Raw genomic sequence first — 18457 nt, forward strand, 5'->3', positions numbered from 1 at the left:
AGGGGAATTCGGCAGTTTTTCCCCTACTGCATAATTCCTTAAATCAGAATCGATTTAAGGACAAAATTATGCAGCAACTCAAAGTGTTACAGCGACCTTTGCGCGTCTAAATAGGCGCGCGGCGCTGTAGAAGGAACTGGGTGTCATGCCTGGCGGGCAGCGCTTTCAGCGGGCGCGACATCCCCGGTCTGACGGATGTGCGCCTCGATCAGGCGTTTGAGGCCGGCGATATCGTGGGCTTCGAGCGCATCGACCATCATATGGTGTTCGCGTGCGGACCGCTCGACGCGGGCTCTTGTGCGCCACTGCGAGACCGGTGCCGATGAGGTGCGTTGGCGGATTTCGGAGACGAGGTCCACAAGCTCGTTGTTGCCGGACAGAAGCAGCAGTTCGCGATGAAAGGCGAGGTTCGCCTCGTAATGCTCCAGCACCGTGCCGACCATGGTCATCTCATCGAAATGGTTGGCGAGTGCGCGCAGCCTGGCGATGCTTTCGGGCGTGGCGCGTTCCACCATCAGGTTGGCCACCGCGGTTTCGAGGATGACGCGGATATCGCTGACTTCCTGCGCGCGTCGGCCGTCCGGCAGATAGACGTGATAGCCGCGGTTGGGCACGTGTTCGACCAGCCGCTTTTGCGACAGCCGGTCGAGAGCCCGGCGAACCTCCGGGCGGGTGCAATCGTACCGCTTTTCGAGATCGATTTGCTTGAGCCAGGTACCGGCCGGCAGCACCCCGGTCAGAATGTCCTCGAGAACGAGATCAGTAACATCCCGCTCCTTGGCCGCAGTCTCGGTCACGCTTTGCATTTCGGTCATGGACATTCCTGTTTGCTCGATTGCCGGCAGGTCTTGCGGGCCTGCTTCGTTCGCATCCGCGATCGTCTGTTTTTCAGCCTGCGACGGATACCGAAAATATCCATCGCCGCCCATTGCGCAATTTATTTTTGTATCCTAAATTGGCGCCAATTTTGGTAACTATCGCATATGGGACGCTAAACGCCAATGAAGAATACGGAACGCGTATGGTCGATCGTCGAAGAAAAGAGCCCGGCATTCTTCGAACTCAGCGACCGCGTTTGGGACAGTCCCGAGACCAATTACGAGGAGTTTCGATCCTCCAGCGAACATGCCCGCCTGCTCGAGGCGGAGGGATTTCGCATCGAGCGCAATGTCGCCGGCCTGCCGACGGCTCTGATGGGTGAGGCGGGCGAAGGCGGCCCGGTGATCGCCATCCTCGGCGAATTCGATGCGCTGCCGGGCTTGAGCCAGGTCGCCGGTCTTGCCGAAGAGCGGCCGGTCGTTCCCAGCGGCAACGGCCACGGTTGCGGCCACAATCTGCTCGGCTCCGGCTCGATGCTCGCCGCTGCCGCCGTCAAGGATTACCTCAAGGCGAACGGCCTGAAAGGGCGGGTGCGCTACTACGGTTGCCCCGCCGAAGAGGGCGGCTCGTCGAAGGGCTTCATGGTGCGGGCCGGCGCCTTCGACGATGTCGACATCGCCATTTCCTGGCATCCGGCCGCCTTTTCCGGCGTCAACAATCCGATCTCGCTTGCCTGCAACGAGATCAACTTCCACTTCTCCGGTCGCGCCTCTCACGCCTCGGCGACGCCGCATCTCGGCCGCAGCGCGCTCGATGCCGTCGAGCTGATGAACGTCGGCGTCAACTACATGCGCGAACACATGCCATCGAGCGCCCGCGTCCACTATGCGATCACCGATGCCGGTGGCGATGCGCCGAATGTCGTGCAGGCCCGGGCCACCGTGCGCTATCTCATCCGTGCCCGCACATTGCCGGAGTTGCTCGGCCTGATCGAGCGCGTCAAGAAGATCGCCGAGGGTGCGGCACTGATGACGGAGACCAGCGTGCGCCATGAGGTGATCAGCGGCGATGCCAATCTCGTCGGCAATGGCCCGCTGGAGGCACGGCTCCACACTTGCCTCGAACATCTTGGGCCGGCCGCCTTCGATGCCGCCGACCTGGAGACGGCGCGAAAATTTCAGGCAACCTATTCGCCCGACGATATCGCCGCGTCCTATGCGCGTTTCGGTCTCTCTCAGCGCAAGGAACAGCCGCTGTGCGACATGATCTACCCGCTCTATGGCGGTGACGGCAGCATCGTCGGCTCCACCGATGTCGGGACGGTGAGCTGGGTCGTTCCGACGGTGCAGATGCGTGGTGCGACCTATGCGATCGGCACGCCGGGCCATTCCTGGCAACTGGTCGCGCAAGGGAAACTGCCGGCCGCACACAAGGGCATGGCGCATGCGGCCAAGGCCATGGCGAGCCTTGCCATCGACCTGATGTCGGATGCGGAGCTGGTGGCGGCCGCCAAGGCGGATCATCGCAGTCGCCTCGACGGAACGCCCTTCGTCAACCCCATTCCTGATGGTGTGAACCCGCCTCTTCCTTCGCGCGCGGCCGGGTCCGCCGAACAGGGAGTTCAGGCGTTGTGACCCAACCCGGTATCTTCGAACTCTTAAGTTTCGGCCCCGGCGGCTGGGGAAATATCCTCCTTGCCGGCGCCACGATGACGATCCTGATCGCGCTGTCGGGCTACGCGACCGGTGCCGTCATCGGCGTGCTCGGCGCCTGGGCCAAGGTCCGGGGCGGGGCAGGAACGCGCCTCGTTGCCGACGTCTACACGACGGTGCTGCGCGGCATTCCCGATCTGCTGGTGATCTATCTGCTCTATTTCGGCGGCTCCGCCGCAATCACGGCCATCGGGCACCTTTTCGGCGCCGAAGGCTTTATCGGCTTTCCCGGGTTCCTTGCCGGTACGCTGGCGGTCGGGATCACCTCCGGCGCGCAGCATACCGAGGTCTTCCGTGGCGCGTTCAGGGCAGTGCATCCCGGAGAGATAGAGGCCGCGATCGCCTGCGGCATGCCGCGGTGGCTCCGCTTCAGGCGCATCGTCGCGCCTTTGACCCTGAGGCACGCGCTGCCGGGCCTCGGCAACGTCTGGCAGGTGGTGCTCAAGGAGAGCGCGCTCGTCTCGATCACCGGTGTGGCCGAATTGCTGCGCCAGGCGCAGATCGCCGCCGGCTCCACCGGCCTGCCCTTCGATTTCTACCTGATTGCCGGCGGCATCTATCTCGCGATTTCGACGGTATCGAGCGCCGTCCTGCACCGGGCCGAGCGTCATTTCAGCCGCGGCGTGAGGAGAAGCTGATGGACTGGACCTTCCTTCAGGAGACCTTTGTCAGTCTCGTTTCGGCTGTTCCCCTGACGCTGTTGCTGGCGGCAAACTCGATCGCCCTTGGCGCGATCCTGGCGGTTGGCATCGCCGTCGCCCGGTTTTCAGCCATCGCTCCGCTGCGCTGGCTGGCGCAGGCCTATGTCTTCGTCTTCCGCGGCACGCCGCTGCTCGTCCAGATCTTCATCATCTATTATGGCCTCAGCCAGTTTCCCGCCATCCGCCACAGCCTGCTTTGGCCCGTGCTCCGGGAGCCATACTGGTGCGCGGTGCTGGCGCTTGCGCTGAACACCGCCGCCTATGCCAGCGAGATCATCCGCGGCGGCCTGCTTTCGGTGCCCTTCGGCCAGGTCGAAGCCGCAAGGGCATGCGGCATGTCGCGCTTCATGATCTTCCGGCGCATCACGACGCCGCTCGGCGTCAGGCAGGCACTGCCCGGTTACGGCAACGAGATGATCTCGATGGTCAAGGCAACGTCATTGGCGTCGATCATCACCCTGATGGAAGTGACCGGCGTTGCGGCGCGCATCATCTCCGAGAGCTATCGCGCGATCGAAGTGTTCGTCGTCGCCGGTGCCATCTACCTCACCATCAACTTCCTGCTCACCCGCCTGGTGCAGTTCGTCGAGTTCCGGCTGAGCCCGCATCTCAGGCAGCCGGTCGCGGTGTTGCCCGCCATCATCGAAGGAGAAGCGCATTGAGTTCGCCCGCGTCGTCCATTGCGCCCGTCGCCATCAGCGTCCGGGACATCCACAAGAGCTTCGGCCCGATCGAGGTCCTGAAGGGCATCTCGCTCGATGCGCGCGAAGGCGAGGTCGTTTCCATTCTCGGTTCGTCCGGCTCGGGCAAGTCGACGCTGCTTCGCTGCATCAACATGCTCGAAACGCCGGATCGCGGCGAAGTTACGGTTGCCGGCGAAACCATCGAGATGCTTGCGGCCGCAAACGGCAAGAGCCGTCCGAGGGATCGCGCCCAGGTGGATCGCATCCGCTCGCGCCTCGGCATGGTGTTCCAGAGCTTCAACCTCTGGTCTCACAAGACGGTGCTGGAAAACGTCATCGAGGCGCCGATCCACGTGCAGAAGCGCCCTCGCACCGAGTGCATCGAGGAAGCCGAAGCGCTTCTTGCCAAGGTCGGGATCGCGGCCAAGCGCAATCATTATCCGGCGCACCTCTCCGGCGGCCAGCAACAGCGCGCGGCAATCGCCCGGGCGCTGGCGATGCGTCCGGCCGTGATGCTGTTTGACGAGCCGACATCCGCGCTTGATCCGGAACTCGTCGGCGAGGTGCTGCGCGTCATGCGCGCGCTCGCCGAAGAGGGGCGCACGATGCTGGTCGTGACCCATGAGATGGGTTTCGCCCGCGATGTCTCGAACCGGGTCATTTTTCTTCACCAGGGTCAGATCGAGGAAGACGGTCGACCGGACGAAGTCTTCGGCAACGCCAAATCCGAACGCTTCCGGCGGTTCATCAAAGCGTGAACCGCCGGCTCTAACCACTCAAAAAAGGGGAACTACGCATGAACTATACGAAATCGGCAATGAAGGCTTTGTGCCTGGCGACGGTGCTGTTCGCCGCCAGCGGCGCGCAGGCGGAAAACAAGGCATGGACGCATGTGACGATCGCCACCGAAGGCGGCTTCAAGCCTTACAATTTCACCAAGCCCGACGGCACGCTTGACGGCTATGAGATCGAGCTCAGCAAATATCTCTGCGCCCACATGAAGGTCGAATGCGAGATCAACGTCCAGAATTTTGATGGCATGATCCCGGCGCTGAACGCCGGCAAGTTCGATGCGATCATTTCCGGCATGTCGGCAACGGCCAAGCGCGAACAGGTCATCGACTTCAGCGATTCCTACGGCTCGACAGGCCAGGCCTTCGCAACATCGAAGTCGGGTCCGCTCGCAGCACTGCCTGAAAAGGGCGTGGTGTTTTCGCTCGCTTCGAACGAGGCAGGTGCTATCGCCGAGATCGAGAAACTGAAGCCGCTGCTCGAAGGCAAGACGATCGGCGTCCAGATCGCCTCGACGGGTGCCGCCTTCGTCGACAAGTATCTGAAGGGCGTGGTCGAAGTGCGCGAATACAAGACCACCGAGGAACACGATCTCGATCTTGCCGCCGGCCGCGTCGACCTGGTGATGGCCTCGATGGCCTATCTGACGACGGCTGCCGAAAAGCCGGGCAATGAGGACATGACCACCACCGGACCGCGGTTCCAGGGCGGCTTTCTCGGTCGCGGCAGCTCCGTCGGCCTGCGCAAGACCGATCCGGAGCTGAAGGCCCTGTTCAACGAAGCGATCGCCGCCGCCAAGGCGGACGGCACGATCAAGACGCTTTCGGAAAAGTGGTTCGGCTTCGACGTCACGCCGCGATAGACCATCCGGCTTCTCGCCCTTTCACTGGACGTCGCCGCGCAAAAACGCGGCGGCATCCAGCTTGCGTTACAGGGGGAAGGCCCGCACCCCCGACCCGATCGACCCGACGGAAAACGCTCGGCTGGGACTTGCGCCAATCAAGCCTGCAGTTTCGCAGCGGTATTTGTCGCCCGTCCGATCAGCGATGCGGAGCCGCCGAAGGGTCAGCTTGGCAGACCGATGAGAACCACGCCGCCTGACGCGACCACAGGAAGCATCGGCCACAGCGCGCCATCATCAGTTGCGGAATATGCCCTTGTAATAGGCTCCGTTCCTGGGAGGAGGGTGGTTGACGACAGCGGTGGAGCGCTTGTTTCTTGCGGGTGCAATTGCGGTTTTCCCCGACGTATCGGCATTGCGCGTTGACTGTTCTTGGGCCGTGTTTCCCGCTGCGGCGGGATCCATGGCGCCGATGCCGATCGTAATTCCCATGAATGCAATGACTGAAAGTCCGCTGAGCAATCTGCGCATTGTTCCAACCTCATGTTGCTGGGGCACGGTAAACAATCGCATAGGCCCGCATCGGCCTTGTGACGCTTGTCGCATGCTCTACTGCCCGCAGCAGCCGGAGCAGGGTAGGCACTATCCCGATCCTGACTCTGAACTGGCACGCCTTGCAACCCAGCATGTCGCAGTGTCCGGCCTCATTCTATTTTGGGTCGGCTGAACTCGCACTGATCAAGTGTTAAGCTTGCGACCCCGAGGGAACGAAGGCGAGTGAGATGCTGAGCGCAGATCAAGGCGACCAGGGGCCGTTCTGGACACGGCCTATTCCGGTGGGGCAGGAGGAACTCTGCCCGTCCGTTCTCGATGAGATCGACTTCAACGGTGGCAGAGCCGGGTTCCGCGGTTACGTCCTGCAGATTTTCGATGCGCCGGGCGCGCGGCCTTCGGGCATTCTCGAAATCGCGCTCAATCGCGAGCAGCGCCGTGCCTGCGGCGTCTACGAGTGCGAGGCATCCGGAACCGCCTCCAGAAGGGAGCATGCCGTCCTGACGACCGATCCGGTCTGGTTTGCGGCTTCGACGCCCCAAGAGGCTGCAAACGTGTTGTTCCAAACCCTTGTTGATCGCGCCGCTGATCTGTAGGCGCGTGTTCGCGGCTGCCGTTACAGCGCTGCGCGTCTGTTTAGACGCGCAGCGCTGCAGCACTTTGAGTTGCTGCATAATTTTGCCCTGAAATCGATTCCGATTTAAGGAATTATGCGGGGCGCCCTGCCGGGGAGAGCCAGTCCGGCAGCCGCGCAGGTACGCGACCGGCCAGCGCCGCCGTCACGCAATCCGCAAGGTTTCCAAAGCGCACCACACGCCCGGAGAGGCCGGGGCCGTAATGGGCATATTTGCCGGAATTTGTCATCAGCGCGCGGGTTCGCGTCGGGAAAACCGGTTCCGAGATCGAGCACCAACAGAGGTCGGGCAAGACCTGAATGCCGCTTGCCTCCAGTTCGGCAAGTACGCCTTCGGTGCGGGCAGCGGCAATCACCTCACGGCCCGCCGTGACGATGACAGCGACGTCCTTGTGCCGTGTGCGACCGGCAAACGCGGCGGCCAAGGCTCGACACTCGTTGAGCGACGCATGGGGGCTGCCGATGGCAACCAGGTCCACGCCCTCCGGTCCCTCGTTCAAGACCGTCCAGGCGGCGGCCATCTCCGCGCGGGTGATTGATACGGTGTCAGTCTCGGTTGTTGCCGCACCTTCGGCCTCCGAGGTCACGCCTTCGATATGCAGCATAGGCGCCGCCGATGTGGTGCCGAAGGCGGCGCAGAGCGCCTTCAGGTCATCGGACGAAGGCTTTGCAGCGGCGAGGCCACGCAACAGAGGAATGCGATCGGGCGCGGCACGTCCGGTGAGATAGCCGATCAGCGGCCAGAAAGCGTCGTCCACCCCAACTGGCAGATCCACGTCGATGATGCGGCGGGCCTTGCGGTGTTCGTCGAGATAGACGCCGGAGAGCGGTGCACGGCCGGTCAGCGCGATGCAGAGGTCAAGGAAATCCGGGTGCTTCGCGGTACGGGCGCCGAGCACCGTATTGGCATAGATGACGGCGTTGGATTCCGCCCATGCGACCGCCTCACCGGCCTGCGGCGCGCTGTCGAGCAGATAGGGCGAACAGGTGAAGGTCGGTCGGCAGCCCATGCGGACATAGGCGTCGGCGAGCCGCGCCGCCGGGTCGCCGAAAGCAGCCGGCACACCCTGCGCCTGCCAGTTTGCGCGGTCGACGGAAATGGCATTCATCGTCGTCGGTAACCGGACCCGCGCACCCATGTCAGCCATTTTCTCGGCGAAGGTCAGGTTGGCGGGGCTTGCGTAGATGCAGCCGTCGATGTGGCCCTGGGTCACGTCGACGAGCCGCGTCGCGCCCTGCTGCGCTGCCATGGCGCAGATGATGCGCATGGCGACCTCGACCGCAACGCCGTCGCGGCCATCCAGCATGGCGAGGTCCGCTTCATCAAGATCGAGCGCCGCGGTGGCGAACGGCGCGATCGGGATCGTCAGGCCATCGGCCTCGATCGCCGTATCGCTTATGCGCGCAGTCTTCGCCTTGGCGAGTGCTGCGAAGGCATCCGGCGAGAGGCGCACGACGGGCAGCGGTTTGCCGAACATCTCGGCTGCAATCAGCGCGCCGAGGGTCAGCACGTCCTCGGCCTCGGAAAAGATAAGTGCTGCCGGCGCACGGCCGGTCAGCGCCAGATCGAGCAGCACGCCGGAGCCGGTGCATGAGCCCCGGCTCGACGGTATCATCAGGATGCTGCCTGTCAGGCAGGTCCCGTGCAGCGGGTGGTGCACATCGATCACCGCTCCGGTAGCCGGATCGACGCCACCCCAGAAGCTCAGCGCTTCCGGTGCTGCAATGATTGGTCCCTCGGCCGTGCCGCCAAGGATGCTGCGAGCGGAGATCGGATTTTTCATTTTACGACGAAGCCGTGGGCAAAGGGGTCGCGATCGTCGATGAAGATCGTGTTGATGCCGGTCATGCGCGCCCATCCGGCGATGGAGGGGATGATGGCATCGCGGTCGGCGACCTTGGTCGCCGCCTCGACCCGGCCCTTGAACAGCGAGCCGATGATCGATTCATGGACGAATTCGTCGCCGACCTTCAGCTTGCCCTTGGCGGCGAGCTGCGCCATCCGCGCCGAGGTACCGGTGCCGCAGGGCGAGCGGTCGATCGCCTTCTCACCGTAGAACACGGCGTTGCGGGCATGAGCCTCTGCCTGCGTCGGCTTGCCGGTCCACTGGATGTGGCTCAGCCCCTTGATCTCCGGATGCTCGGGATGGACGAACTCGTATTTCGCGTTCAGGGCGGCGCGCAGTTTCGGGCTCCAGCCGATCAGCTCGCCGGCCGTGTGGTCGGCCATGTCGCGGAAGTTCTTCTGCGGCTCGACGATGGCGTAGAAGTTGCCGCCATAGGCGACGTCGACGACGATCTCGCCGAGGCCCTCGACTTCGGCGCTCAGGCCTTCGGCATAGAGGAAGCCGGGAACGTTGGTCAGGCGCACTTCCTCGACGAAGCGGCCCTCCTGGCGATAGCTGATGTCGACCTTGCCGGCCGGCGCGTCGATCGACAGCTTGCCGGGCTCGCGCGGCGTGATCAGGCCGTTCTCGATCGCCATGGTGATCGTGCCGATCGTACCGTGGCCGCACATCGGCAGGCAGCCGGAGGTCTCGATGAACAGCACGGCGACATCGCAGTCGGGCCGCGTCGGGGGATAGAGGATCGAGCCGGACATCATGTCATGCCCGCGCGGCTCGAACATCAGGCCAGTGCGGATCCAATCGAATTCCCTGAGGAAATGGGCGCGTTTTTCCAGCATGTTGGCGCCCTCCAGACGAGGACCGCCGCCGGAAACGAGGCGGACGGGATTGCCGCAGGTGTGCCCGTCAATGCAGGAGAAGGTGTAGGTGGCCATGGTCGAAACCTCTGTCAGAACCGTTGAGGCGAGAAGGGGGCGATGTCAATCGTTGGCGCCTGGCTGGTCAGCAGATCCGCGACAAGCCTGGCGGTGCCCGCCGATTGGGTCAGGCCGAGATGGCCGTGACCGAATGCGTAGATCACCCGCGGTGTGGCGCGGGCCTGGCCGATTGCCGGAAGGCTGTCGGGCAGCGACGGGCGGAAGCCCATCCACTGCACTCCGCCCTCGGGCTTGAGCCCCGGCAGGAAGGCGCGCGCCTTCTGCAGCATGGCCTCGGACCGGCGGTAGTTCGGCGGCAGCGTCAACCCGCCGAGCTCCACCGCGCCGCCGACACGGATGCCGGTCGACAGGCGCGTGACGACGAAGCCATGGCCGCCGAAGGTAACCTGCGTGCGCAGGTCGAAGGCGTCTGCCGGCAGGGTGGTATTGTAGCCGCGCTCGGTTTCGAGCGGGATGCTTTCGCCGAGAGACTTGGCAATCCGGTGGGAGAAGGCACCGGCCGCGAGCACGACCTGGGCCGCCCGCCGGGTGTTGCCGCTTGTCGTTCGGATCTCGACGCCGCCATCGACGGGCGCAAGAGCAGTTACCTCGGCGCGCTCGATCACGCCGCCTCTGGCGCGGAAATGCTCGGCGAGTGCGAGGGTGTATAACTTTGGGTCGGCGATCGAGTACCAACCCGGCGTAAACGTGCCATGGGTGAAGCGCGGCGCGAGACCCGGCTGGATTTCGGCCATCGCGGCGGCATCGAGATGCTGGAAGGCGATGCCGTGTTCCGCGCGTGCCTTCCATCCGGGCAGCGAAGCCTTGAGCTCGGCGTTGCTTTCATAAACCTGAAGATTGCCCTCCTTGCGCAGCATCGGCAGGGTGCCTGTTGCGGCAAGGAACGGCTCCAGCTCGACCTTGGAGAGGTCCATCATCGCAGTCTGAGCGGCCGTCGAATGCGCCACCCGCTTCGGCGAGCAGGCGCGCCAGAAGCGGAACATCCACGGCGCGATCTGCAGCGCGTAGGCGGGCGGGACGCTCAGCGGCCCGAGCGGATCGAGCAACCATTTCGGCGCCTTCTTCAGGATGCCGGGCGAAGCAAGCGGCAGGATGTCGGTGAAGGCGAAGGCCCCGGCATTTCCCGCCGAGGCTCCGGCCGCCGGGCCTTCGCGGTCGAGCACGGTGACCGAAAACCCCCGTGCCTGAGCCGCAATCGCGGCGGAAAGGCCGACAACGCCGGCGCCGATGACGATGACATCAGGCTGAGCTGCTTCCTTCATGGTCGGCTCAATGCGTCGCTGCCAGGAACTTCTGCAGTTCCGGATCCTTCGGTGCACCGAATAGCGCCTCCGGCGGGGCGATCTCGGCCATCACGCCCTTGTGGAAGAAGGCCACACGGTCGGATACCTCGCGGGCGAACTTCATCTCGTGCGTGACGCAGATCATCGTCATGCCTTCGGAGGCGAGCATGCGCAGCGTGTCGAGCACTTCGCCGACGAGCTGCGGGTCGAGCGCCGAGGTCACTTCGTCGAACAGCATGTATTCCGGCGACATGGCGAGTGCGCGGGCAATCGCCATGCGCTGCTGCTGGCCGCCCGACATCCGGTTGGGATAGACCGACAGCTTTTCGCCGAGACCCACATGGGTCAACTGCTTGACGGCGACCTCCTCGGCAGCCTGCTTGGACAGGCCAAGCACCTTGCGCGGAGCGAGCATGACGTTTTCAAGCACGGTCAGGTGCGGGAAGGCGTTCCACTGCTGGAACACGATACCGACCTTGCTACGCAGCTTGTTGAGGTCCGTGCTCTTGGCATGGACTTCTGTGCCGTCGATCTTGATCCGACCGGAATCGATCGGCTCAAGTCCGTTGATGCAGGTGAGCAGGGTCGATTTTCCGGAACCGGAACCGCCGATGACGGTGACGACTTCACCCTTCTTCACGGTGAGGTCGATGCCTTTCAGAACTTCCAGCGTACCGAAGGATTTGCGGACGTTTTCAATCTCAATCATTGGGGGACCACCGTTTTTCGAGATACCCACCAAGCCGGGCGATGGGGAAGCTGATGAGGAAATAGATTGCACCGCAGATCAGAAGAATGAAAAGCGGTTCCTGCAGGCGGGTGACGAGGATCTGCGAGGCGCGCAGAAGCTCGATCAGGCCGAGCCAGAGCACGAGCGCGGAATCCTTCATGACGCCGAGCGTGAGGCCGATCCAGGACGGAAGCGAAACGCGGGTGGCGAGCGGCGCCACGATGTAACGCATGTCCTGCCACCAGGTCATGCCGAGCGACCGCGACGCGCGGCGTGTGGTTGCCGGCACGGACGAGATGCCGCCGCGCACGATCTCGGTGCAATAGGCGGCCGTGTAGAGCGACAGCACCACGCAGGAGGTCGAAAACGGACCCCAGCCCAGTTTGGCGATGGACTGGAAGGCATTGGCCAGCACGAGCTGGATCAGGAGCGGAACGGAGCGAAACACGTCGAGCACGAAGGTCAGCGGCACGGACCAATAGGTGCCGGCCTGAACGCGGATCACCCCAAAGAGGATGCCGAGCAACGTACCGGCGGTAACGGAGACGGCGGTGACGGCGAGCGTCATCGCCGCACCCTGTGCCAGGAAGGCGAGATCACTCCAGGTGAGGGCGGTATTGAACATCTCTCACCTCTCTCAGTAGCGGAACATGCGCGAGGCGATTGCTCGGGCAGCTAGGGTCACGGCCTTGGCGATCACGTAGTAGATCACGGCGGCCAGGGCGAAGAATTCGAAGGTGCGGAACGACCGGGCGTTCAGTTCCTGGGTGACGCCGGCAAGGTCGGTGTTCATGCCCACGGTGACGCCGAGCGAGGTCATTAGGATTGCCCAGACCATCTGGTTGGTCGTCGGCAGGAAGGCGACACGCAGCATCTGCGGCAGAACGATGAACCGGAAGGCCTGCAGCGCCGTCATGCCGAGCGAACGGCCGGCACGGGTCTGCGTATCCGGTATCGCTTTCAGGGCGCCGCGGAAGTTTTCGGCCAGATAACCCGCATTGTTGAAGGCAATGCCGACGAGCAGCGCCGTGTAGGGGCTCAGATGGATGCCGAAATTGCCGAGGCCGAAATGGGCCATGTAGATCTGGAACAGCGCGGGCGTGTTACGCGCGATCTCGATCCAGGTGGTGGCAAAGCCGCTGAGGACGCGGTTGCCGGACAGGCGAAACCCCGTCAGGGCGAGCGCGCAAGCCACGCCGATGAGCATCGACAGCAGCGCGATCTGCAGCGTGATCAGCGCGCCGTCAAGCATTTGCGGCAATGCTTTCAGCGCCTGGTTCCAGTGGAAGGTGTAATTGAACATTGCCGTCTCACCTTTACGAAAATGAGTAACGGCGCGAGGCGTTTGCCTCGCGCCGTCAGAGAAACGGACAGTTTAGCGGTAGACGCCGTTCACCGCCAGCGAAGGCAGCTCGCCGCCGACCCACTTTTCGTAGAGTTCGGCATAGCGGCCGGTGCGGACCTGCTGGTTGATGAAGAGGTTGAGATAGTTGATGAGGCCGTACTCTTCGCGGTTGGTGAAGAGAGCCACGTAGTCGGTGTCGAACGGCGCCTTGCCGACGACCGAGATGCCGGCGAACTTGCCGGTCTTGACATTGGCCTGCGCCACGGTCGAGGTCGATACGGTTGCGTCGATCTGGCCCTGGCTGAGGGCGAGGAACACGTCAGCCTGCGTCTGGTAAGGACGGAATTCGCCCGCACCCCATTCCTTGACCTGCTTTTCCAGAGCGATGGCTTCAAAGGTGCCGGCGGTGGCGCCGACAACCTTGCCCTTCATGTCCTCGAAGGACTTGATGCCGGTCTTGTCATTGGCGGTAACGGCCATTTCGAAGGCGAAGTAAGGAACGGTCATGCCGACGGTCTTGGCGCGCTCCAGCGTGTCGGAGGTCGAAGCGACGCCGACGTCGACGCGTCCGGACATCAGCGCGGGAATGCGCTCGGGGAAGGGGGTCTCGACGATCTCGGCCGTGACGCCAAGCGCCTTTGCCAGGTCGTTGCAGTAGTCGACGTCGAAGCCGACCGGATTGTTGTTCTCGTCGCGAGAACCCATCGGCGGGAAGTCGAGAACCACTGCGCAACGCAGCGTACCCGAGCCGATGATATCATCCAGCTTGTCGGCATGGGCCGGGCTGGTCAGAGCGGTGGCGGCAACGAGGCCGAGCGCGAGCATCGAGGTTTTCATTATCTCTCTCCCTGAAGTGATGTGCCGTTTGACGGCTGACACACTATTCCGCGTTGGAGAGCGTAAATCAACAGAAAAATACAATTAGTATACAAAAAGTATATCATCCGAACGCGAAACGCCCGCAGGGTTCCCATTTGTTTCGCCAAACGGGTCCCCTGCGAAGCGATCTGTCGCGTCCTTAGCCCTGGAAATCCTCGGGCAGCAGGGCTTCCGGCATGTTCTGGTAGGCGACCGGACGCAGGAAGCGCCGGATGGACAGGGTCCCGACGCTGGTTGCGCCAAAGTTGGTCGAGGCCGGATAGGGTCCGCCATGAACCATCGAATCCACCACTTCGACGCCAGTAGGGAAGCCGTTGACGAGCACGCGGCCGGCCTTGCGCTCGAGGATCGGGCGCAGACCGCGGGCCGTTTCGAGATCGCCCTCATCCATGTGGATGGTGGTGGTCAGCTGGCCTTCGAAGCCGCGGGCAAGCTGCTCCATTTCGCTCGTCGAGCCGACGCGGACGACAAGGCCGAGCGGTCCGAAGACCTCTTCGCCAAGCGCGTGATCGGCGAGGAACTGCTCACCCGTTGTCTCGAACAGGTTCGGGGAGACGGCGCGGCCGGAGGATTGGGTGGTGAGCAGCGGCTTGACGGCGTTGCGGCTTTCGAAGCGCGCCTGTCCGTCGTGATAGGCCTTGGCGATGCCGTCGGTCAGCATCGTCTGCGGCGCGACTTTACCCAAAGCTTCGACGGCAGCCGCCGTGAAGCGGTCGGCGGCAGCGCCATCGATGACAACGGCGATGCCGGGATTGGTGCAGAACTGGCCGGCGCCCATGGTCAGCGATCCGGCCCAGCCCTGGCCCAGTGTTTCAGCGCGGGCGCCGAGCGCTTCGGGCAGCAGAAACATCGGGTTGACCGAACCGAGTTCGCCGAAGAACGGGATCGGTTCGGGACGGGCGGCGCACAGATCGAAGAGCGCCCGTCCGCCGGCCAGCGAGCCGGTGAAGCCGACGGCCTTGATCAGCGGGTGCTTGACGAGTGCGTGGCCGACGTCACGGCTGCCGCCCTGGATCAGCGAAAAGACGCCCGGGTGAACGCCGGTCTTGCGAATGGCGGCTTCGATCGCCTCAGCGACGATCTCACCGGTGCCGGGATGCGCCGAATGGCCCTTGACCACTACCGGGCAGCCGGCGGCGAGCGCCGCTGCCGTGTCGCCGCCGGCCGTCGAGAAGGCGAGCGGGAAGTTCGAGGCGCCGAAGACGGCTACCGGGCCGATCGGCCGCTGGATCAGCCGGATCTCCGGACGGGGCGCCGGCTGGCGCTCGGGCAGGGCTGCATCGAAACGACGATCGAGATACTCGCCCTTCTCGATATGGTCGGCGAAAAGCCGCAGCTGGCCGGTGGTGCGACCGCGTTCACCCTGCAGCCGCGCCTCGGGCAGGCCGGTTTCCTGGCTGCCGATCTCGGTGATCGCCTCAGCGCGCGCCTCGATCTCGTCGGCGATGGCACGCAGGAATGCGGCGCGCTCGGCCCGCGTCGAATAGCCGTAGCTCAGGAAAGCCTCTTCGGCGGCTTCGGCAGCGCGATTGACCAGTTCTACCGTCCCGGCGGCAAACTGATGGACCGGACCGTGGGCAGGCGTCGATGCGAAGGTGCCGACACCGTCGAGCCATTCGCCTGCAACCAAGTGTTTTCCTTTGGGGGTGAAGGTCATCTGCCGATCCTTTCTCTCGATCCCGCATTGCCTTTTGTGGCAGAGGGGGTCATGGCTGAATTGCACTTGTCGGTTCTTTGTATACTATATGTATGCAGAACATCAATCGCCTGACTGGCCTATCGGGATCAGGCGCGGATTTTGAGAGGGAGAGAGATGAGCGAGACCAACACCTTGACGATCGGAGCGCTTTATGAGCGCGTCGAGGCGATCTTCCGCAAGGCGGGGCTCAATGGCGTTCAGGCTGGAGCGCTCGCGCGCGTGATCGTCGCCGGCGAGCGCGATGCCTGCAAATCGCACGGCGTCTACCGCATCGAAGGGGCACTGCGGACAGTGAAGGCCGGTAAGGTGAAGCCGGACGCGGTGCCTGAAGTGGATCGGCAGGAAGGTTCGGCCATCGTCAAGGTGAACGCCAAGGGTGGTTTCGCCAACCCGGCTTTCGAGCTTGGCCTGCCGGTGCTCGCCGAACGGGCGCGTTCCCTCGGCATTGCCGCCCTTGTCATCAACGACTGCACCCACTTCTCGGCGCTTTGGCCCGAAGTTGAAGGGCTGACCGGAGAGGGGCTTGCCGGCCTGGTGATGTGCCCGAGCTATGCAACCGTGGCGCCGACGGGCGGCAACAAGCCGCTGCTCGGCACCAACCCCTTCGCCTTCGGCTGGCCGCGCGAAGGCAAGCCACCCTATGTCTTCGATTTCGCCACTTCTGTTGCGGCGCGCGGCGAGATCGAGCTGCACCGCCGCGCAGGCAAGCCGCTGCCGGAGGGCTGGGCGATCGATGCTGAGGGTAATCCGACGACCGATCCGGAAGCGGCGCTTGCCGGCGCCATGCTGCCGTTCGGCGGACACAAGGGCTCGGCGATCGGTACGATGGTCGAACTTCTCGCAGGCATCATGATCGGCGACCTGACGAGCCCTGAAGTGCTCGATTATCTCGGCACCACGACGCTGGCGCCGTTCCATGGCGAGTTGATAATCGCGTTTTCGCCGGCGAAATTCGCCGCCGGACGGCCGGGCGACCCGTTCGCACGTGCCGAGATGCTGTTCGAAGCGATCGTCGGCCAGGGCGCCCGTCTTCCCTCGCAGCGGCGCTTCGTGGCGCGCGCCAAGTCGGAAGCCGAGGGCGTCGTCCTTAACAAGGCGGAGATGGAGCAGCTCGACCGGCTCTACGCGCTTGGGCTGGATGCCGTGGCGTAAGAATTGAGCCCGGGGCATCCAGTCCCTTCTGGCATTCGGCGAAACGAAAGGCCCTCGCGGAGGGCCTGGCGTCGACCAAAATGTGGAACCAGGTTGCTCTGGTTCCACATTTTCAGATTCTGCTGATGTTCGGGTTTATCGAACGGGCATCCGGTAGCAGCCGCCAGGAGATCTCTACGACCCTCGCAAGAAGACCAGCCAATGCGCTGTCCGGCACAATGCGATCACGGCAGCAGTGATCGCGCCGTTGGCGTTAGGCGCAGCACTTCGTTCTGCCTCCACGTCCGCTGCTCCATCTCCGAAACGACCTCCGTCGCCCAGGTCTCGGAGCGCGCAAGCTCTGCCAGGTGGGTCTCGTACGCTGCCAAACTGGGGAAAGCGGAGAACCAGACGAAAACTGTCTCGCCTTCGCGGACAGGCAGCCTGGGGAAAGTGTTCGGGCTCTGCTCGGTGACCAGAGCGGCCAACACTGTGGCCGAGGCTTGCTGCAGATGCGGCTTGACAACGGCTTCAAAGAATCCGGCAAACTCGTCGTCCGTGCGTGGCGCGAGATAGCAGATTGTCGCAACCACAAGACCGTGCCGTACATCCGCCGCGCCAAACGCGGGGCGCATCGTGCGCAACGGTGCAAAGCCGACATCGGCCGATGCGGGCCGCAGGAGCAGAACGTTGTCCGAATTGATCATCGTACCGTTCGCCTGGTCGCGGTGAGCGGCCCACACCGGACCGGTATAGAACGAGTTCAGCGCCGCTGCGCGAGACGGCATGTCGCGAAAGCCTCTCAGCCATACGAAGCTGTTGGGATCATCAAGGTCGCGGAATTGTCCCATTACGCTCATTCCCTGTGCTTCCTGGGGGTCGACGAACTCCCGGTCGAACAGGTCGATCAAAGTCTCCCTGGCTTCCGGTCGAAGCCGATACCGCCGCAGCTCAATGATCGAGTTGGTTCTATCGTGCGCAGCCTGCGGCATTGATTTGTCCATTGTGATTGACGTCATGTGCATCCCCTCTACAAAACAGGACAACCGTCCCGTTTTGACTACAGGACAGTTGTCCTGTTTTGTCAACCTGCTATAACGCGGAGGAAAGGAAGGACCCATGTCGGAACGACCTACCTCGTCGCATAGGCGCGTGAACGATCCCGAAGGACTAAGGCAGCGGCTTGTGGATGCGGCCTACGCGGCATTCTCGACCCGCGGCTACCATTCCAGTGGCCTGCATGACCTGAAACGCGATGCGGACGTCACGGGGGGCGCGCTCGCCCATCACTTCCCCACCAAGAAGGCCCTCGGTCTTGCTGTTATTCAGGATCGTGTTGCGGAAGCCGTCGAGCTGACGTGGATCACGCCAGTCAATCTTGCCACTACAACGGCCGATGGAATCCAGGCGGTGTTCGCAGCCATCATTTCCGAACTGGAGCGGAAGGGGGCCGTCTCGGGCTGCCCGCTGAACAATCTCGCACTTGAACTGTCGCGTGAGGACGAGGATTTCCAAGCCGCGATCGAGGCGATCTTCATACGCTGGAGGACCGCCATCGCCGAAAAGCTGCGGGCCGACCTTCGTGCGGCTCCCGTTCGCGACTTCGATTCTGAGGCTATGGCAACCCTGGTCGTGGCAACCTATTCCGGTGCGATGGCGATGGCGAAGGCATCCCAGTCCGTGACACCCCTGAAGATCTGTGCCGAGCAGCTAACGTCGATCATTCGAACTCAGACGTCGCTGGGACACGAACTTTAGGGCCGAACAGACGCTGGTTCTCGCTTCCTTCAAAAATTTAAGCAAAAAGAACCCCCTAAGTCCTTGCGGCGTAGGGGGTTCGGCAGGAGCTTCACCTAAAATTCCACACTTTA

General features: G+C 63.3%; 19 protein-coding genes. 8 read left to right on the forward strand and 11 right to left on the reverse strand.

Annotated features, from left to right (window positions below; translation table 11 throughout):
* Positions 1 to 143: 143 nt before the first annotated feature.
* Positions 144 to 821, reverse strand: coding sequence for a GntR family transcriptional regulator (locus BC363_RS03375; RefSeq protein ID WP_065786234.1), 678 nt, complete (start codon positions 819 to 821; stop codon positions 144 to 146).
* Positions 822 to 1001: 180 nt separating this feature from the next.
* On the opposite strand from BC363_RS03375, the gene BC363_RS03380 reads away from it, so the two are divergent.
* From BC363_RS03380 to BC363_RS03400, 5 genes are read left to right on the forward strand one after another with little or no spacing between them, the layout of a single operon-like run.
* On the forward strand, positions 1002 to 2453 hold the full coding sequence (locus BC363_RS03380; RefSeq protein WP_065786185.1) for a M20 family metallopeptidase: 1452 nt from the start codon (positions 1002 to 1004) through the stop codon (positions 2451 to 2453).
* Positions 2450 to 3169 carry an ABC transporter permease subunit gene (locus BC363_RS03385; protein WP_065786184.1) on the forward strand — a complete coding sequence of 240 codons (720 nt, stop codon included), beginning with the start codon at positions 2450 to 2452 and terminating at the stop codon, positions 3167 to 3169. Before BC363_RS03380 ends, BC363_RS03385 begins: the two co-directional genes overlap by 4 nt.
* On the forward strand, positions 3169 to 3894 hold the full coding sequence (locus BC363_RS03390; protein ID WP_065786183.1) for an ABC transporter permease: 726 nt from the start codon (positions 3169 to 3171) through the stop codon (positions 3892 to 3894). Before BC363_RS03385 ends, BC363_RS03390 begins: the two co-directional genes overlap by 1 nt.
* Positions 3891 to 4673: an ATP-binding cassette domain-containing protein gene (locus tag BC363_RS03395; protein ID WP_065786182.1), complete on the forward strand. Its 783-nt coding sequence runs from the start codon at positions 3891 to 3893 to the stop codon at positions 4671 to 4673. Before BC363_RS03390 ends, BC363_RS03395 begins: the two co-directional genes overlap by 4 nt.
* Before the next feature lie 38 nt (positions 4674 to 4711).
* The gene (locus BC363_RS03400; RefSeq protein ID WP_065786181.1) at positions 4712 to 5569 is read left to right on the forward strand and encodes a transporter substrate-binding domain-containing protein; all 858 of its coding nucleotides are present in this window, start codon (positions 4712 to 4714) and stop codon (positions 5567 to 5569) included.
* Positions 5570 to 5845: 276 nt separating this feature from the next.
* On the opposite strand, the gene BC363_RS34120 is transcribed toward BC363_RS03400, so the two are convergent.
* A complete protein-coding gene (locus tag BC363_RS34120) occupies positions 5846 to 6079 on the reverse strand; it encodes a hypothetical protein (protein WP_141690210.1) in 234 nt (77 codons plus the stop codon).
* Between the two features lie 251 nt (positions 6080 to 6330).
* Here BC363_RS34120 and BC363_RS03405 point away from each other — a divergent pair, with 251 nt between their 5' ends.
* Positions 6331 to 6696, forward strand: coding sequence for a hypothetical protein (locus tag BC363_RS03405; protein WP_065786180.1), 366 nt, complete (start codon positions 6331 to 6333; stop codon positions 6694 to 6696).
* A 112-nt stretch (positions 6697 to 6808) separates the two neighbouring features.
* Here the strand turns inward: BC363_RS03405 and BC363_RS03410 are convergent, their stop codons facing one another.
* The 8 genes from BC363_RS03410 to BC363_RS03445 form a co-directional block, all read right to left on the reverse strand.
* Positions 6809 to 8518, reverse strand: a complete 1710-nt coding sequence (locus tag BC363_RS03410) for an aconitase X (RefSeq protein WP_065786179.1) — start codon at positions 8516 to 8518, stop codon at positions 6809 to 6811.
* Positions 8515 to 9516, reverse strand: a complete 1002-nt coding sequence (locus BC363_RS03415; protein WP_065786178.1) for a 4-hydroxyproline epimerase — start codon at positions 9514 to 9516, stop codon at positions 8515 to 8517. Before BC363_RS03415 ends, BC363_RS03410 begins: the two co-directional genes overlap by 4 nt.
* A gap of 14 nt (positions 9517 to 9530) precedes the next feature.
* A complete protein-coding gene (locus BC363_RS03420) occupies positions 9531 to 10781 on the reverse strand; it encodes an FAD-binding oxidoreductase (RefSeq protein ID WP_065786177.1) in 1251 nt (416 codons plus the stop codon).
* Between the two features lie 7 nt (positions 10782 to 10788).
* On the reverse strand, positions 10789 to 11511 hold the full coding sequence (locus tag BC363_RS03425) for an amino acid ABC transporter ATP-binding protein (RefSeq protein WP_065786176.1): 723 nt from the start codon (positions 11509 to 11511) through the stop codon (positions 10789 to 10791).
* Positions 11504 to 12157, reverse strand: coding sequence for an amino acid ABC transporter permease (locus tag BC363_RS03430; RefSeq protein WP_065786175.1), 654 nt, complete (start codon positions 12155 to 12157; stop codon positions 11504 to 11506). The genes BC363_RS03425 and BC363_RS03430 overlap by 8 nt, the downstream gene beginning before the upstream one ends.
* Before the next feature lie 12 nt (positions 12158 to 12169).
* Complete coding sequence (locus BC363_RS03435) at positions 12170 to 12835, reverse strand: amino acid ABC transporter permease (RefSeq protein WP_065786174.1); 666 nt, start codon at positions 12833 to 12835, stop codon at positions 12170 to 12172.
* 72 nt (positions 12836 to 12907) lie between these two features.
* Entirely contained in the window at positions 12908 to 13714 is an 807-nt protein-coding gene (locus BC363_RS03440; RefSeq protein ID WP_065786173.1) for a transporter substrate-binding domain-containing protein, read from the reverse strand.
* 181 nt (positions 13715 to 13895) lie between these two features.
* Complete coding sequence (locus tag BC363_RS03445) at positions 13896 to 15413, reverse strand: aldehyde dehydrogenase (NADP(+)) (protein ID WP_065786172.1); 1518 nt, start codon at positions 15411 to 15413, stop codon at positions 13896 to 13898.
* Positions 15414 to 15569: 156 nt separating this feature from the next.
* Between BC363_RS03445 and BC363_RS03450 the strand changes: the two genes are divergently transcribed.
* On the forward strand, positions 15570 to 16607 hold the full coding sequence (locus tag BC363_RS03450) for an Ldh family oxidoreductase (RefSeq protein ID WP_065786171.1): 1038 nt from the start codon (positions 15570 to 15572) through the stop codon (positions 16605 to 16607).
* Between the two features lie 224 nt (positions 16608 to 16831).
* Here BC363_RS03450 and BC363_RS03455 read toward each other — a convergent pair whose 3' ends face one another.
* Positions 16832 to 17578, reverse strand: a complete 747-nt coding sequence (locus BC363_RS03455; protein WP_065786170.1) for an NIPSNAP family protein — start codon at positions 17576 to 17578, stop codon at positions 16832 to 16834.
* A 127-nt stretch (positions 17579 to 17705) separates the two neighbouring features.
* On the opposite strand from BC363_RS03455, the gene BC363_RS03460 reads away from it, so the two are divergent.
* A complete protein-coding gene (locus BC363_RS03460; RefSeq protein WP_065786169.1) occupies positions 17706 to 18344 on the forward strand; it encodes a TetR/AcrR family transcriptional regulator in 639 nt (212 codons plus the stop codon).
* Positions 18345 to 18457: the final 113 nt, after the last annotated feature.

The organism is Ensifer sp. LC384, from assembly GCF_001695865.1.
GTDB lineage: Bacteria > Pseudomonadota > Alphaproteobacteria > Rhizobiales > Rhizobiaceae > Ensifer.